Source organism: Protofrankia sp. Cj5 (assembly GCF_917627405.1).
In the GTDB taxonomy this organism is placed as follows: domain Bacteria; phylum Actinomycetota; class Actinomycetes; order Frankiales; family Frankiaceae; genus Protofrankia.
Window position 1 is genome coordinate 23,045 of the sequence record NZ_CAKJTO010000024.1, and the last position, 15,946, is coordinate 38,990.

Genomic DNA, 15,946 nt, shown 5'->3' on the forward strand with positions numbered 1-15,946 from the left:
CGCCCCGGCTCGTCGGTCGACGCCCACCACCTCCGCTGGCTCCCTCCGCCGCCTCGCGATCCATCCACCCGGACGCCGCTCCCTGATCGAACGACGACTTCCGAAACACTCCGCAAATATGACGGCTAAAACATGACGACGGGTTCAGCCGGGATCAGCCGGGAACAGCCAGGATCGGCTGTGCCGGTGTGGTCACAGCCATCGCCGGTTCCGGAAGACCATGAAGAGCGTGACGCAGACGGCGAGCATGAGCGCCATCGCGAACGGATAGCCGTACGCCCAGCGCAGTTCCGGCATGCCGTCGAAGTTCATCCCGTACACAGTGCCGACCAGTGTCGGAGCGAACAGGATCGCCGCCCATGCGGAGATCTTTTTGACTTCCTCGTTCTGTTCCAGGCTCGCCTCTGTCAAAATTTTCATTTCCTCGTTCTGCCGCTGCCCGACCAGGGCCGCGTTCACCGTGAGGATGTTCTGCAACAGCTGGCGGAAGCCCTCGATCCGCTCCACCACCTGGACAACATGATCGGAAACGTCGCGCAGGTACTGTTGCAGCTCGGCGTCCACGCCGTACTTGACGAACCCGGCCGCCAACGCCTCCAGCATCCCGAGCAACGGCTTGGTAGCCCGCTGGAACTCGATGACCTCCCGAGACAGCTCGTAGATGCGCCGGCTCACCTCGGGCTCCCCCCGGAACACCTCGGTCTCGATCTCGTCGATGTCGTTCTCCAGCCCCGCCACCACCGGCGCGTAGTCGTCCACGACCCGGTCGAGAATCGCGTACAGCACCGCCTCCGGTCCTCTGGCGAGCAGCCCTGGATCGGACTCCATCCGCTGCCGAACCCTCGGTAGATCCGGGGCATCACCATGACGCACAGTAATTACAAAATCGTCTCCGATGAAGACATGCAGCTCAGAGAACTCGACCTCCTCCCGCATGTCGTTGTAACGCGCCGCCCGCAGCACCACGAAGAGGGTTTTCCCGTACCGCTCCAGCTTCGGTCGCTGGTGCGCCTGCACGGCATCCTCGACCGCGAGCTCATGCAGGTCGAACTCGCTCGCGATCGAGGCGATCTCCCGCTGGTCCGGGCGGACCAGGCCGATCCATGCGAGGTCCTGCTTGTGTTCGTCATAGCGCTCACGCAGCAGTTGGTAGGTCTCACCGAGCGAGTTCGGTTGCGCGAAACGCCGGCCCTCGGTGTAGAACGCGTTCTCCATCACGGTCATCACGCCAGCTCCTCGAGGGGCTTGAGGGCCGCGCCCGTAGGCAGCATGGTGCCGGAGCACTCGTTGATCCAGCGCGCCTACCGAAGCAACCCATGAGTCGGGCCCAGGCTCCAGTCCACCCGCGTTGCCCAGTCCACCCGCGTTGCCCAGTCCACCCGCGTTGCCCAGTCCACCCGCGTTGCCTAGTCCGCTGCGTTCGCGTCCGGCGGTGAAATCCTCGTATCGGAAGGGGCCGGGCTCAGGCGGCGGGGGTCGCCGAGCCAGCCCAGGACAGACGCGGACTATGGCCGGGACTCATCCCGCCACCTCCTCTCACGACCGGGCGCCCGTAGGCACAGTTCAGTTCACACGCACAGGCAGTGATCGCACGAACCGAGCCCGTTCAGAACGGGACCACGTGCGGAACACCCCTCCTCGTCAGAGCTTTGGCACTGCACGGCGTAATCCCAACCAGGAAGCCACCTGGGCCCACCCCTTAGCTCGGGGAGAGCTGTCCTGACCCGGGGCGTCTCTCGACGTTCGGGGTCAGTGGCCTGTGTCCGTGCAGACGCCTCACCGAACGAGGTGCCGCACCGCAAGCCTGCCGCCCAACGCGGGGAGCTGTCAAACCGCCATCCGGTGACGTACGTTCCCGGCATACCGTTGACAACGCTTTTCATACCAAAAGTAACGATCTTGCTACTTAGAGCGCCCGAGGATAAGACTGGCCGGCTCGTGGCTTCCCGCATCCCGCCCGGCCGCGTTGTCGTCAGTCGGCGCCCAACACCAGGGCGCCTTCCTCCTCCGCCTTGCCGGACCGGGCGCGGATGAGCCGCTCACTGCTCGAACGCCCTATTGCCGGAGCCGCTAAGAATGCTCGGCAATAGAGCATGAATCAAGAAACAGGCTTGGGGCGGCTGGATCGCGAGACGGCGCGGGGGTCACCGAAGGTGGCGGGTGGCGACCGACGAGCCAGGGTACCCATGCGTCACGCGGCGATGGATAGGGATGATGGATAGGGGGCGATGACACAAGGCGCGTGCCCCAGCCCCGTGACAACCCCGCGATGCCGTTTCCCCTGTTGCCGGTTGCTCCACGTTTCTCGACCATCAAACGGCCAGGTTCGCACGTGGGTCGATCAGCGGCCCGAGATGGAGCCAGAACAGGCTAGTAGCATACCTGTATGTCTAATTTTGATCGTGCAACTGACTCACCGATCCTCGCACACGGTATCCAGCCCTACATCGTAGCCCACAGCTCACCGCCGGATGAGCTTCTCACCGAACTCGCCGAGGAGACACGGCGGCGGTTCAGCGAGGTCTCCCACATGCGGATCGGAGCCGAACTCGGCACGCTGCTGACTATTCTGACGGCCAGTACGGGCACACGCAGAGCGATCGAAATCGGCACGTTCACCGGATACTCGTCGATATGTATCGCCCGTGGCCTGCCCCCGGACGGGCAGTTGCTCTGTTGCGACGCGAGCGAGGAATGGACCTCGCTCGCGCGTGCGTACTGGACACGCTCCGGCCTCGACGACCGGATCGAACTGCGGCTCGGCCCGGCCGCGGCCACCATCGCCGCGCTGCCCGCCGAGCCCACCTACGGCATCGCCTTTGTCGATGCGGACAAAACCTCCTACCAGGCCTATTTCGACCTGCTGGTTCCCCGGATGCGCACGGGTGGACTGATCGTCGCCGACAACGTGCTGCAAGGCGGCAACGTCCTGGATGAGACGAACCAGCAGGCGAACGTCCAGGCGATCCGGGCATTCAACCAGGCGGTGACCACCGATGATCGTGTTCAGGCCGTGCTGCTGGCGGTCTCGGACGGCCTGACGATCGCCCGGAAGCTCTGACCGCCCGCAAACGCCGCTTATCGAGAATGCAGGATAAGCGGAGCGATCAACCATCACTACCGCGCCGGCACTCAGTCCGAGCCAAACATCAGATGTTCATGGATGCGGGCGAGCTCGCGCTCAAGAAAGTCGAGAAAATCGTCGACTTCGTATTCCCGATACCCACCGGAAAGCCAGGTGGTATCGAATTTTACGGCACTGATGTCGGCTGGCGTGAGACGCGAACGAAACGAATCAGAATCCCGCTTCCGGCTACCCGGGGAGGATTTCGCCAGAGCGTGCAGGTCAGCTAGTTCCTGGGCTACTCGGTCGAGGAACTCATCCACCTGATCAGCCTTGTAACCAACGCACAGCCGCGTCCGGGTGAATGACTTACCCGCCACCTCCGGACCGGTTATACCAGGATGATAGGAAACACCGCGGTCGCCCGGCCGGTCAGCGTCCGAAACCACGGACACGAACTTCTGGAGGTTTGCGAACTCCCGCGCGACGACGCCGAGGAAGTCATCCACCTCCTGTTCGCGGTAGCCACTGAGAAATTTCGCCGGATTGAAGGTCGTCGCGCTGATCTCCGCGGGCGTTACGAGCAGGACGAGTTCACGTGGATCCGGCCGGTACCCGCTCTCGACAGATCGGACAAGGGCGTGCAGGCGGTGCAGCTCCGCGGCGGCCCGATCGAGGAAGGCGTCAACACCGACCATCGTGTAACCGTCGTGCAGCCGGGTCGCGCTGAACGCCTTCGTGCTGAGGTCCTGAGACGTCACGATCGGACGGTAGCGAACGGAACGGCCGGTACCGCGTTCACCGCCCGACAGCCGGAGCGGTGGCTGTGACGGCCGCTGTGGCTGTGGCTGTGACGACAGCCGCCGCGGTACCAACGGGGTCACCGCCACGCCGGTGGCCCTCGCATCAGCGGGCGGCGTCGGAGCCGACGCGGCCGCTCCCCGCGGCAGCCGTGGCTGGATCGGCAACGGCATGGTCTGCCCCGGCTGAAGCTGTCGCGGCACCTGCACGACATCGCCGTGCCGCGCGAGCCCGCTGTTGTTCCGCACGGCCTCTTCGTGCCGCGCGATGTCATTATGCCGCACGATTTCCTCATACGAAATATCATCATCGTGCTGTGCGGCACCCGCGTACCGCGCGATACCGTCCGGCCAAAGAATCGCCGGGCGGACGAGGGCGTCCAATGGCGCGCTGATACGGCCGGCGAGGTCCGCCGCCCAGCGCCCGACCGACACCGCCACCGGTGGCTCGCCGTCCGGCAGCGGCCAGTGCATGGACACCCGATGAGCTACCGCCCGCGCCAACAGGTCGGTCGTACCACCCGCGATCAGGTCGAGGTCCTTCGACCACCGGACCGCGACGACGAGGTCGGGACGGGCCAGCTGCCGTTCGAGCTGAAGGAAACGTTCCAGCTCATGCCGGCACTGGGCGTTCCGGAAAAAAGCGGGAGTCATGACCGCGATGAGGATGGCCGCAGCGCTCGCGGGGTCCGCGGTGCCGGCGATCCGCTCGTTCCACAACTCATCCCAGCGATCATCCCGACGATCGTGGAGAACCCGGAACGCGGCGTGGCCCGTTCGGGTTCGAATATCCTCCTCGAGTGCCGCCGCGAGTTCCCCGAGGGACGCACCGTGACGCGCATGGTCCGCATCGGCATAGCTGAGGAAGGCGACCGGCGCCGAACCAGGCTGGCCGGGCACAGGAACCTCCCGCGTGACGTCGCGCGGAAACGCACTAATCAGGGACCTTTTCACCGTTCCTGACCATATAGTGAGCGGACGAATTCGGCGATGTGATCCAGAAAATGACACCCTAAGGTTATTGAAATATAATCATCTGCATCATCAATAAAATTTCATCAAATTAATAACAGTCGCGATAGCGTACGCTGCCATGCATGGCGGCAACATGACAGGCCGCGTGGGTGGCCTCGTGCTCGCCGCCGGAGCCGGCCGCCGGTTCGGCAGCCCCAAGGCCCTGGCCATGCTGGACGGTGAGGCGCTGGTCGAGCGGTCAGTCCGGCTGGTCGCACGGGGCGGCTGTACACCGATATTCGTGGTGCTCGGAGCACACGCGGCCGAGGTGGCCAGGGCGGCGAATCTGCCCACGGCACAGGTCCTTCCAACTCCGGACTGGGCCGAGGGCATGGGCGCGTCACTGCGGCGTGGGCTCGGCGCGGTTGCGGGCACCAGCCTCGACGCGGTGGTCATCACGCTCGTCGACCAGCCCCTGATCGGCGCGGAGGCCGTGCGCCGGCTGATCACCGCCCACGCGGCCGGCGCGGCCGCAGCGGTCGCCACCTATAACGGGCAGCCACGCAATCCCGTTCTGTTACGACGCGAAACCTGGACCGAGGTATGCGCTCATGCCCGTGGCGACATGGGCGCACGTGCCTGGCTGCGCGCCAACCCCGACCGGGTGGTCATGGTGGCGTGCGACGATACCGGCTGCCCCGACGACATCGATACGCCCGCGGACCTCGCCCGCCTGTCAGCCGCCCGCGGCCGGTGACCCGGGCTCGGCCGACGGCCGGCGGTGCAGGTGGAAGACCCGGTGCTGGATGCGCCACCCGGCCGGGGTGCGGACGACCGTGTCGGTGTACCGCCCGGACCCGGCCCGCCGATCGTGCAGGATGCCGATGACCCGGCTGTGCAGTACCGGCTCACCGCCGTCCTCGGTCACGTAGATGTTGGTGATGTGATGGGCGAGCGGATGCTGCGAGCCGGCCATGAAGCGCCGGATGGCGTCCAGGCCCTCCAGTTGCCCATCGCCGACATCGCGCAGGTCGAACACCGCGTCCGCGGCGAAGACGTGCGCGAGCCCTGGCCAGTCCCGGGCGTCGATGAGGTCTCCGTAGCGCGCCGCGATCTCGTGCAGCGCCAGTCTGTCCGCGGTGTCGATGCCCACTGCCCGTCCTCGCCCCAACTGCCGGTCATGGCACCCGGAGGCTACTCCCGCCCGGTACCGCCCGCTGCACGCTGCACGCTGCACGCGGCGTACTGGACGTCGATCGCCGGCCGCGCCCGTCTCCCGGCCAACTGGCACGGCGGCCAGGCAGCGATCACACGCGGTGGGTCGGCCCCGGCCGGCGGCACGCCACCCGTTGCGAACCGGCGGCCGGAGCGGCCGGAGCGGTCGGCAGGCCCACGGCGGCGGCCCCCGGACGGCTGCTCAGACGCCGAACTGAGCCCCCGCACGCAGCACAATGATCGCTCCAGCCACGACGATGACACCCGCGGTGGCCACCGGTGCCCATCTGGTGGCCACCGCGGTGAACCGGGGAGCGGCGCTGCTGGCTCGCCGCAGCAGAGGCCGATGCGCCCGGTCCAGCAGAACGCCGATACCGACCAGCGCGACGGCCATCCCTACGCCGTAGGCGAACACCAGCACCACACCGAACCAGGCACGACCGAGCGCGACAGCGCCCAGCAACACGACGACCGCGCTCGGAGTCGGCACGAGACCACCGGCGAAGCCCATCGCGAGCAGACCGCGCAGTTTCGGCGTTCCCACTGGCGAGGGGTGGGAATGCCAGCGGCCACCGTGCGTATGGTCATGGCGATGACCGCCAGCATGGTCATGATCATGAATGTCACCATGAGCATGGTCGTGATCATGGTCGTGACCGTCACCATGGGCATGGCCATCGGCTCCGGCCGGATGGGCATGCCCACCATTATGATCATGATGCTTATGGCTGATCCGGCGAAACGCGAGCCGGCTGCGCAGGAGTGTGACGCCGAGGCTCACCATCAACATGCCGCTGGCGACGCCGAGCCACGGGTACAACCGTTCCGGCGCAAGGTCCGTCGACACAGTCAGCGCCATGCCGAGCAGCAGCACGCCGAACGTGTGGGTCACGGTCACCGCCAGCGCCATCAGGGCAAGTTCCCGCCGGGATGCCCGGTTGCCGGCGATCCGGGCCGCCATCACCGTTTTGCCGTGCCCCGGAGCGAACGCGTGCGCGGTCCCGAGCCCGACCGCCAGCGCGACCGCCAGCAGGCCCATGCCCAACGACAGCGCCCGGCGCCCGGCCAGCTCGGTGAAACGCGCGGTGAGCCCGCTCCTGCCAGGGCCGCTGCCACCTGGGGACACCGCGGTATTCTCCCGGCCGTCAAGGGGGTCGACAGCCGCCGGACCGCCCGGCCGCACCCGCAACGTGGCGCTGGTGACGTCGGATGGGCTGGACAGTGGGTCCGCCGGGTACGACGCGAGCAGCCCGCTCGGCGACCGCGCGGGAACGTCGCTGGCCACGAGTGTGGTCCGATCGCCCAGCGCCACCGTCTCGCGCCAGCCCACCCGGTCTGTATAAGCCCGCAGCGTGTACCGGACGGACGTGGGTGTGTCGCCGGTCTCGGCCGTGTACCGGCACACCAGCCGCAACAGCGACAGACCGCCCGCCCCCGGCGGGAAACGCAGGGTGGCCGCGGTTGGCTCGAGCGGGCGGACCCGGCCGTCCGCGGTCAGCTCGGCCTGGCCCGCGATGCGCTTACACTCCTGCTCCCGCCAGGTCTCGGCACCAGCGGCATCGATCGCCGGGCGGCTCTGGGCGGTCGGGATCTCGGCCATATCCACAATGACGTCGACACGTACCTGGTCCGGCTGCACCCGCAGCACGCTGCTGGTGTTCACGGTGAAGTTGCCCAGCGGATGAGCGGACGCCGCTCCCGCCGGCAGGACGGCGAACGCCAACGCGATCATCGCGACGGCCGGCCATCGCCAGCGGGCGGGCAGGCCCGGCCGCCTCGTCGCCATCACCGGTCACCAGCAAGGGCGGTCAGCAGCGTTCGGGCGCGGGGCGCATGCAGCGGTGAGAAATACGGGTCCGTGGCGAGCGCGGCCCGCAGGTCGGTCATGGCCGCGTCCCGCTGCCCGAGCGCTGCTTCGATCACGCCGAGGTGATAGCGCAGCAGAGCGCGCCGCGTACCGAGCGCAACCGCGGCACGGGCGTGCGCAAGGGCCTCGGAGTCCCGCCCGAGCTGGTGCAGCGCCCAGGCGTCGGCGTCCTGGACGAAAATCCCGGCCCGGGTGTTGAGCTGGGCCGCGGTGACCGCGTACGCGGCGGCCGGGTCACCATGGTCGGCCTCGAACAGCGCCAGGTCGACGCCGACGTCCACCCGCTGCTCGCGGAACAGCTCAGCGGTGGTCCGGACCAGTGCGTACTGGGTCCGTGCCTCCTCAGTCCGGCCCACCGACTCCAGCAGCTCCCCATATTCGACGACCAGTGCCGGCGCCGGCATCCGGGTCACCACGCGCTGGTAGTCAGCCAGCGCGCTCTCGGTCTGGCCGCGGGCCGCGGCCACTCGGGCCCGCCCGGCGAGCAACGTCGTCGAGGATGGATCTTTTTCCAGGCCCCGGCGGTAGGCAGCGTCGGCGCCGTCGAGATCACCGCTGTCCCGCGCGAGCTCACCGAGGTGGAAGAGGGCGAACGCGGCATCCGTCGGGGAGGTCGCGTCGGTGAGCACGCGCAGCATGGCATCCCGGGCATCCGCGGTGTCGCCCCGCAGCTCGAACGCGTAGGACACCCGGGCCAGCGAGGCGACATCCGGCCGCAGGTCGACCGTGTGCTGGACGGCCTCCCACGCCTGCGGGTAGCGGCCCAGCTCGATGAGGGCGTCCGCGCGTATCCCACTGGCGGTCGCGCCGAACGGATTGATCGTTGTTGCCGCGTCCGCGAGCCGCAACGCCTCGACAAAATCATGGCGAGCCGCGGCCAACGCCGCCTGCCCGGCGAGCGCGGCGTCGTTGTCGACCGGGTGGACGGCCAGCGACCGGGCAAGCGCGCTCTCGGCACGCGGGTAGTAGGTCGGGTCGCCGGTGGCTCTGGCCCGCTCAACGTATGCGGTGCCCAGCGCCGCCCAGGCCGGCCAGTCACCGGGAACGAGGCTCAGGTGGCGCTGAAGATCGCCGATCGCCCGGGTCGGCACGTCCTGAGCCCCGGCCGCGCTGGCCTGGGGCGCGGGCGGACGCGCGGCGGTGCCCCCGAGCACGCCAGTGGGGATCAACGCCGCTCCCGCCAGCAGAGCGGCCGCGGCCGCCGTCACCACCACGATCGCCGTGACGGCTCGTCGTTTCCTCATCTGGTTCCTCTCCCAGTGCCGGCCTGCACAAGGCTGTTCGCGGCGGGCACACGTCCGGATGGGAGAAAACCTGTCGGCTTTCTGACACACGACCAGTCGCCGACACCCATCCGAACGGCCGCGGCGCACGAACAAGGAGATGTCGCGGGCCGGCAGTCAGGCTGGCCCCTGCATCATCCGAGGGGAAAATCATGATTGAGACAGATCCCGCCGACGGGGCACCTCGCCTCCGCGGTGGGTCGCGGGGCCGACCCGCACGGCGCGGCCTCACGGGGATCGCAGGCATCGCGGCGGTGGCGCTCGGTGTCGGTAGCGCGGTCGTGGCACTGACACCGGCGGCATCGATGGCGTCCAGCCACCGCGAGGCACCACTGGTCAGCACCGACCCAACCATCGACAACACCGACACCTACGCGTTCGTCAGCCCGGACGACAAGAATTCGGTGACGCTGATCGCTAACTGGATACCGTTCGAGGAGCCCGCTGGCGGGCCGAACTTCTACCCGTTCGCCAACGACGCCCAGTACGACATCAACATCGACAACGACGGGGACGCCAAGCCGGACATCACCTACCGGTGGACGTTCACCAACTCCTACAAGAACCCGAACACCTTCCTGTACAACACCGGTGTCGTCACCTCCCTGGACGATCCCGACCTGAACTTCACCCAGAGCTACCGACTCGAAATGATTAAAAAGGGCAGCTCCACAGTGCTCGCCGACAAGGTGCCGGTGGCACCATCCAACGTCGGTAAGGCATCCATGCCGAACTACGCCGCCCTGCGCGACCAGGCGACCCAAACTCTGCCCGGCGGGATCAAGACGTTCGCCGGCCAGGCCGACGACCCGTTCTTCCTGGACCTGCGCGTGTTCGACCTGCTCTACGGCGGCAACCTGTCCGAGATCGGCAAGGACACCCTCGCCGGCTACAACGTCAACTCGGTCGCGCTCAAGGTGCCGGCCGCACAGCTGGCACTCAAGGGCGACGCGGGCCGCAACCCGGTGATCGGAGTGTGGAGCACCACGCAGCGGCGCAGCACCACGATGGTCTCCCCGACGAACAGCTCCGGCCGCGCGATGAGCTTCGGGCAGTGGTCGCAGGTGTCACGGCTCGGCTCGCCGCTGGTGAACGAGCTGGTCGTCCCGGTCGGCCAGAAGGACAGGTTCAACGCTTCGACGCCGTCGCGGGACGCCCAGTTCCTGAATTACGTCACCGACCCCGAACTGGCCCGGCTCATCCAGGGCATCTACAAGATCCCAGCGCCGAAAACCCCGCGTAACGACCTGGTCGCGGTGTTCCTCAGCGGTATCAGCAAGGGCAACCTCGGCGTCGACCTCACCTCGCCGACGCTGAACAACGACGCCAGCGCTAAGGACATCGCCCCGTCCGAGCAGCTCCGGCTCAACATGTCCATTCCGCCGGTGGCAAACCCGAACCGGCTCGGCGTGGTCGGCGGCGACGTGGCCGGCTTCCCGAACGGCCGGCGGCTGGCCGACGACGTGGTCGACATCGAGATCCAGGCCGTTGAAGGCGTCCTGCTGCCGAACGCGCCGGCCGCCGTCAAGGGGCTGGGGGACGCCGTGAACGCCAACAACACACCCTTCCTGGGCGCTTTCCCCTACCTGGCGCTGCCGAACTCCGGCTCACGCTGACACCGACGCTCGGAAATGACCAAAGCGGGAGAAGGGCCGCAATGATGATGCCTGCACCACCATCGATCCGGATGGCAGTAACGGCGGCGGGCCTGTTGGCCGTGACCGGGCTTGCGGCCGGCTGCGGTGGCGACGCGACCGCAGCCGCCAAACCGCTGCCGGCGATCGAGACCTTCCAGGCCGGCACCTGCCGGGATGCGGCAGCCGGGCTGGTCGACACCCTCCGCATCGCGCGTAAGGGCAACGACAAGCCGGACGGCATCAAACTGGTCGCGACCGACCTGATCGCCCCACAGGAGAAGCTCTACGACCAGATCCCGACCGCGGGCGAGTTCGCCCCTGATCTCGAACGGATCACGACCGCGATCGGATTCCTCCGGCTGCGCGTCGACACCAGCACCTACGAGCCGAAGTTACTGACCGAGGTGACGACGACGACCGAAGCGCTGGTCAACCGCTGTACTTCCGGCCGCTGATCTTCCTCGTCCTCACGTGTCTTCGCTGTCTTCGCTGTCTTCGCTGGCGGGCACCGCCGGGGGTCGGGGTTCACGATGGACCGGCGATCTCCGGCGGCGCCGGGCAGGGTGACCACAGCCAGCCGCCCTGCCCTCGGGCGCTTCCGGCGCCTGTTCTGAATCTTCCGTCCGGCCGAACCCAGAATTCGAAACACGCTCTTACGGCCCAGCACCGGTCACCGCGTTCAACGCATAGACGCGGGTGTCCAGGCTGCCGACGTAAACCAGGCCATTCGCGACCGCTGGCGACGAGTCGTCGACCGGCCCCTGAGTCACGTACCGCCACCGCAGTTTCCCTGTGACGGTCTCCACCGCGTAGACGCAGCGGTCGCGACTACCCACGTAGACCAGACCGTTCGCCACGGCCGGTGACGAACGGATGCCATTATCGGTGGGAAACCGCCAACGGTCCCGACCTGTGCTGGCGTCCAGCGCGTAAAGATGGCCGTCATCGCTTCCCACGTACACCACCCGGTCGGCCAGAAGCGGCGTGGAGACCACCCCGTTATCCGCCGTGAACTGCCAGTTCAATGTTCCGGTCGCGGTGCTCAGGGCGTAGACGTTGTGGTCGTCAGCGCCTATCCACAGTGTTTCGTCCGACACCGCGGGCGAGGAGTCAACGGTGCTGCCGGTGGTGAAGCTCCAGCGTCGGCGTCCGCTGGCGGCGTCTAGCGCATAGATGTTCTTGTCCCGACAGCCGACGTAAACCCCACCGCTGTATACGGTGGGGGAAGAATTGAACCAGTCACCGCCGGTGAAACGCCAGCGCTCAGTGCCCGTGGCCGCCTCGACCGCATAGAGGTTGTGGTCCCGGCAGCCGATGTAGACCACACCATCAGCCACCGTCGGCGACGAATGCATCACGGCACCCGCCTGGAACCTCCACACCACCTGGCCGGTCTCAGCGTTCACCGCGTGCAGGTGGAAGTCGTTGCACCCGACGTACACCACCCCGGCGGCGACCACCGGGGACGACGTTACCGAGCCACCCGTCTGGTAGCGCCACCGTAGCTGTCCGGTCACGGCATCGATGGCGTACAGGTGGGAGTCGTTGCTGCCGATGTAGACAACTCCGTCGACAACCGCTGGGGAGGAGTACACCTCAGCCCCGCAGGTGAAGGCCCATGGCCGGGATGCGCCACCGCCGTCCGTGCCGCCGAGCAACCGAGCCGATCCCCAGACCGCCGCGCCGATCGCACCGGTGACCGCCGCGGCGCCCGTCGCCCGCAGCAAGGTCCGCCGGTGCACCCGCGCGGATTCGGCCCGGCCGGTCGAACCCGCGGGACCCGCGGGAATAGCGGGACCTGAGGAACCCGCGGGAACGGCTCCGCCGCCGTGGGCCGGGGGGAGAAATTCCCCCGGTGGGAGGGGCGGGGTCGGCGCGATCAGCGGCGACAGCGGCGGAGACGGGGTGGAGGTCACCTCGTGGGAGTCGCGGGCTGGCCTGGACTGGAGCGCCGGACCGGACATCGCGTCAGGTGAGCCGGTGCTGCGGCGCCGCCGCTCGTAGGCATCCAGCAGCTGGTACCCGACCCGTGGTAACCAGTATTTGGCGTCGAATCCGCCCGACGTCCGCAGCCAGGTCCCAGCGATCTCCTCCAGCAGCTGGTTCGGGGTGGGCCGCAGCGCCGGATCACGCTGGGTGCAACGGCGGATCAGCTCGACGAGCTCCGCTGGCACCCCGGTGAGGTCCGGAGGATCACAGAGCAGTTGGGCCAGCACGTTCACAGGCGTCTCGCCCCGGTAGGGCAGGCGACCCGTCGCCGCGTACAACAGGGTGGCGCCCAGTGAGTACACGTCGGTGGCCGGCGTCACCGACGAGGTGTCCAGCGCCTGTTCCGGGGACATGTACTGGGGTGTTCCGATCACGGTGTGGGTAAGCTGCGCGCTACTGTCCGCCGTCCTGACCAGCCCAAAGTCGATGACCTTGGGATTCTCCTTGGTCACCAGCACATTCGACGGTTTCAGGTCCCGATGGATGAGCCCCACGCGGTGGATGGCATCCAGCGCCTCGGCGATCCCGGCCGCGAGCCAGGACACCGCGCGGACCGGCAACGGACCGAGCCGGCGCACCAGCAGCTGCAGAGATGGCGCGGGCACGTATGCCGTGGCCAGCCACGGCATCACCGCGTCGGCATCGGCGTCCACCACGGCTGCTGTGAACACACCGCTGACCTGCCTGGCCGCCGTGGCTTCACGTGCGAACCGCAGCCGGAATCCCGGCGCATCCACCACGTCGGCCCGTACCGTCTTGACGGCGACAAGCAGACCCGACCGGGACTGGCCGAGATACACCCGGCCCATCCCGCCGGAGCCCAGCCGGCCCATGATCCGATACGGACCGATCGACCGTGGGTCCTCGGGCAGCAGCGGTTCGTAGAGGTCCCCGGAAAAATCCTTCGCTTCGCTCACGCCGGCATCCATCGGTCCCTGCCGTCCAGACAGAACATTACGGGCTAGTCACAAGTCCCGACAAAGATTCGATGCACGCGCCCCAACCCCGTTTCTTGATCCATTATCCTATTGCCGGACGCCCTTAAACACAGGTTCGCGCGGTCAGTGCCATCATCGTCCCGCTACCGGACGATCATTGACCGGGCCGGGACGGCTGACCGGACCGCCGACGCTCACGGTGTCCGTGATCCCCGTCCCCGTTCCCGTGCCCGGCGTTGGAGCCGGGCCCGGACCCAGCGCCTTGCCGACCGCCGCCGCCAGCCATGGCGCGAGGCTGTGCATTCCCGCGGGGGTGAGGTGGACGGCATCGAAATAGAGCGGCTTGCCGGTGGATGTGCGAGTCCAGCAGTGCTCGGCCTGGCACAGCGCGGCGTCCACATCCAACAACAGCACCTGCGGATACCGGGCGGCGGCTTCGGTGATCAATGCATTGAAACAGCGGCTCGACCGCGGATCAGCCTCGCCCGTGACATCGCGGGTGTCGGCCAGCAGGACCGGCCGGCCCGGGGCCGCCTGCGCCCATACCTGGGCTGCCTGGTCGAGCTGTTTGCGGTACAGCTGCCGGTACTCCGCGTCGCAGGGAGAAATCACCGAGCCGCGATACAGGCGCGCGTCCGCGTCCGTGCTGAGATCTACCATCAGCACATCCGGACGGCTTTGGGTGATACGCGTCCGCCACTGCTCCGGCCAGTTCACGCATGCCGCCGAGCGGGCGGGCACCGGCGGCGGCAGCTGCGCGGCGGCAGTGACACGGGCAAGCGGGACCGACGGCGGCGCCACCGGATACAGCCCGCACCCGGGCAGCGAGCCGTCCACCACCGAGTAGCGGCCATCGCCGTGCCGGCCAAGCGCAAGGGCCAGGTCGCTGGCGAACGAACCGCCCAGCGCCAACAACACCGGCTCTTTCCCGGGGTCCGGCCGTCTGTCGACCGCGGCGGACAGCCAGCTTCCACTGGCCGCGACAGCCGCGTACGCCAGCAGCAGCGCTGGGGCGGCCCATCGCACCCGCCAACGACGGGTCCGCAACCGTCCGACCAGCCCATCCTGTAGCAGCAGGCCGACGAACCACACGAACCCACCCCCGACAACGAGCAACGCCTCCGGCCGCGCATCCGTGAAGGCCTGCCTCAGCAGCCAGAACGCAGGAAGATGCAGCAACAGGAGCGGATAGGCCATCCGGCCCAGTTCCACCGGTCCCCCACGGCTGAGCAGCCACTCGATCGGACCGTGACGGAACGCTGTGATCTGGCGATCGACGCTCGCCAACAGGAGTGCGGCGCCGCCGGCGCTGGTCGCCGGCCCCGCCCCGCGCAGCCAGGCAGCGGGGTGAGCGGTAGCGATCATCCCGCTGATGACCAGCACGGTCAATCCGGCCAGCCCGGCGATCGTGACCCACCAGACGCCGGCAGCCCGCTGGGCGTCGCCCGCGGCGACCGATTCAGCCGGCGGCCTCGCCGCCGCTACCAACCCGGCCGCGGCGGCGCCCAGCAGCCATTCGGCTGCCCGGACATGGCTGCCCAAAGCCAGTTCCGCGAGATCCGCTCCGGAAGCGGCCCGCACCGGACCAACCAGACAGGCCGCGGCGGCCAGCAACAGACAGAGCATCACGGTCAGCCACGCCGCGCGTCCCGTGTCGTCGGTCCTGTCATCAGTCCTGGTGAACCGCCTACCCATCCACCGGGTGAACCACCATAGACAGCCCAACAGCAACGGCCATAGCAGCGCGAGCTGTTCGATCAGCCCCAGCAGCCACAGAACGCCCAACGGATCGATCTGGCCGGGGCGGTCCGCGTACCAGTCACCGCGCGAGGCGATGATTCCGTCCCGCACCACGAAAAGATCAAACCAGTTCCCGAGGTGTGCCAGTCCAGCGACCGCCGCCATCGCGAGCCGCCGGGCCTGCTCCGGCGGGCTGAGCAACGCGGCCAGCCCGAGCGTGACGGCCAAGGCGAACAGGGCGAGCGGGACACGGTGCTTGAAGTGATCGCGATACCAGTCAGCCAGCGGAATCCGGCCGTCCGGCCGAGAGTATGCGGCTGTCAGGAGAGCCCGGGTCGCCAGGTAACCGGAGCAGGCCAGGACCAGATCGGCGCCGAGTAATTCCGCCCGGAAGCCCCCGGAGCTCTGTAGCATCACCGCAAGCACGGCCAGCCCGGACACGCCCGTCACCGCGCGGGA

The 15,946-nt window shown here is 68.0% G+C and carries 11 protein-coding genes and 1 riboswitch; of the genes, 4 read left to right on the forward strand and 7 right to left on the reverse strand.

All coding sequences use genetic code 11. The annotated features are described in order from the left end of the window. Positions 1–192: 192 nt before the first annotated feature. A complete protein-coding gene (corA, locus tag MJ777_RS07705; protein ID WP_239311224.1) occupies positions 193–1,224 on the reverse strand; it encodes a magnesium/cobalt transporter CorA in 1,032 nt (343 codons plus the stop codon). A 403-nt stretch (positions 1,225–1,627) separates the two neighbouring features. Continuing rightward, positions 1,628–1,795: riboswitch (M-box (ykoK) riboswitch) on the reverse strand. 591 nt (positions 1,796–2,386) lie between these two features. On the opposite strand from corA, the gene MJ777_RS07710 reads away from it, so the two are divergent. Further along, a complete protein-coding gene (locus MJ777_RS07710) occupies positions 2,387–3,061 on the forward strand; it encodes an O-methyltransferase (protein WP_239345424.1) in 675 nt (224 codons plus the stop codon). 71 nt (positions 3,062–3,132) lie between these two features. On the opposite strand, the gene MJ777_RS07715 is transcribed toward MJ777_RS07710, so the two are convergent. Next, positions 3,133–4,764 carry a DivIVA domain-containing protein gene (locus MJ777_RS07715; RefSeq protein WP_239374555.1) on the reverse strand — a complete coding sequence of 544 codons (1,632 nt, stop codon included), beginning with the start codon at positions 4,762–4,764 and terminating at the stop codon, positions 3,133–3,135. Positions 4,765–4,972: 208 nt separating this feature from the next. On the opposite strand from MJ777_RS07715, the gene MJ777_RS07720 reads away from it, so the two are divergent. Beyond that, positions 4,973–5,575, forward strand: a complete 603-nt coding sequence (locus MJ777_RS07720) for an NTP transferase domain-containing protein (RefSeq protein ID WP_239311221.1) — start codon at positions 4,973–4,975, stop codon at positions 5,573–5,575. On the opposite strand, the gene MJ777_RS07725 is transcribed toward MJ777_RS07720, so the two are convergent. The 3 genes from MJ777_RS07725 to MJ777_RS07735 all read right to left on the reverse strand — a co-directional run bounded on the left by MJ777_RS07725 (position 5,555) and on the right by MJ777_RS07735 (position 9,144). After that, complete coding sequence (locus MJ777_RS07725; RefSeq protein WP_239374558.1) at positions 5,555–5,971, reverse strand: nuclear transport factor 2 family protein; 417 nt, start codon at positions 5,969–5,971, stop codon at positions 5,555–5,557. The genes MJ777_RS07720 and MJ777_RS07725 overlap by 21 nt on opposite strands. Positions 5,972–6,235: 264 nt before the next feature. Next, on the reverse strand, positions 6,236–7,819 hold the full coding sequence (locus tag MJ777_RS07730; protein WP_239374561.1) for a nickel/cobalt transporter: 1,584 nt from the start codon (positions 7,817–7,819) through the stop codon (positions 6,236–6,238). Beyond that, positions 7,819–9,144: a lipopolysaccharide assembly protein LapB gene (locus tag MJ777_RS07735; RefSeq protein ID WP_239311218.1), complete on the reverse strand. Its 1,326-nt coding sequence runs from the start codon at positions 9,142–9,144 to the stop codon at positions 7,819–7,821. The genes MJ777_RS07730 and MJ777_RS07735 overlap by 1 nt, the downstream gene beginning before the upstream one ends. Before the next feature lie 191 nt (positions 9,145–9,335). On the opposite strand from MJ777_RS07735, the gene MJ777_RS07740 reads away from it, so the two are divergent. Together MJ777_RS07740 and MJ777_RS07745 are read left to right on the forward strand one after the other, a co-directional pair. Next, the gene (locus MJ777_RS07740) at positions 9,336–10,799 is read left to right on the forward strand and encodes a DUF4331 domain-containing protein (RefSeq protein WP_239311217.1); all 1,464 of its coding nucleotides are present in this window, start codon (positions 9,336–9,338) and stop codon (positions 10,797–10,799) included. A 41-nt stretch (positions 10,800–10,840) separates the two neighbouring features. Next, on the forward strand, positions 10,841–11,275 hold the full coding sequence (locus MJ777_RS07745) for a hypothetical protein (RefSeq protein WP_239374564.1): 435 nt from the start codon (positions 10,841–10,843) through the stop codon (positions 11,273–11,275). Between the two features lie 198 nt (positions 11,276–11,473). Here MJ777_RS07745 and MJ777_RS07750 read toward each other — a convergent pair whose 3' ends face one another. Then, positions 11,474–13,726: a PQQ-binding-like beta-propeller repeat protein gene (locus MJ777_RS07750; RefSeq protein WP_239374567.1), complete on the reverse strand. Its 2,253-nt coding sequence runs from the start codon at positions 13,724–13,726 to the stop codon at positions 11,474–11,476. A 153-nt stretch (positions 13,727–13,879) separates the two neighbouring features. Further along, positions 13,880–15,928, reverse strand: a complete 2,049-nt coding sequence (locus MJ777_RS07755) for an SGNH hydrolase domain-containing protein (RefSeq protein WP_239374570.1) — start codon at positions 15,926–15,928, stop codon at positions 13,880–13,882. Positions 15,929–15,946 lie beyond the last annotated feature (18 nt).

Excerpts from the sequence above, each read along its gene's own strand:
- MJ777_RS07710 (WP_239345424.1), top strand. The coding sequence starts at position 2,387 with ATGTCTAATTTTGATCGTGCAACTGACTCACCGATCCTCGCACACGGT.
- MJ777_RS07740 (WP_239311217.1), top strand. The coding sequence starts at position 9,336 with ATGATTGAGACAGATCCCGCCGACGGGGCACCTCGCCTCCGCGGTGGG.
- corA (WP_239311224.1), bottom strand. The coding sequence starts at position 1,224 with ATGACCGTGATGGAGAACGCGTTCTACACCGAGGGCCGGCGTTTCGCG.
- MJ777_RS07745 (WP_239374564.1), top strand. The coding sequence starts at position 10,841 with ATGATGATGCCTGCACCACCATCGATCCGGATGGCAGTAACGGCGGCG.
- MJ777_RS07735 (WP_239311218.1), bottom strand. The coding sequence starts at position 9,144 with ATGAGGAAACGACGAGCCGTCACGGCGATCGTGGTGGTGACGGCGGCC.
- MJ777_RS07720 (WP_239311221.1), top strand. The coding sequence starts at position 4,973 with ATGACAGGCCGCGTGGGTGGCCTCGTGCTCGCCGCCGGAGCCGGCCGC.
- MJ777_RS07730 (WP_239374561.1), bottom strand. The coding sequence starts at position 7,819 with ATGGCGACGAGGCGGCCGGGCCTGCCCGCCCGCTGGCGATGGCCGGCC.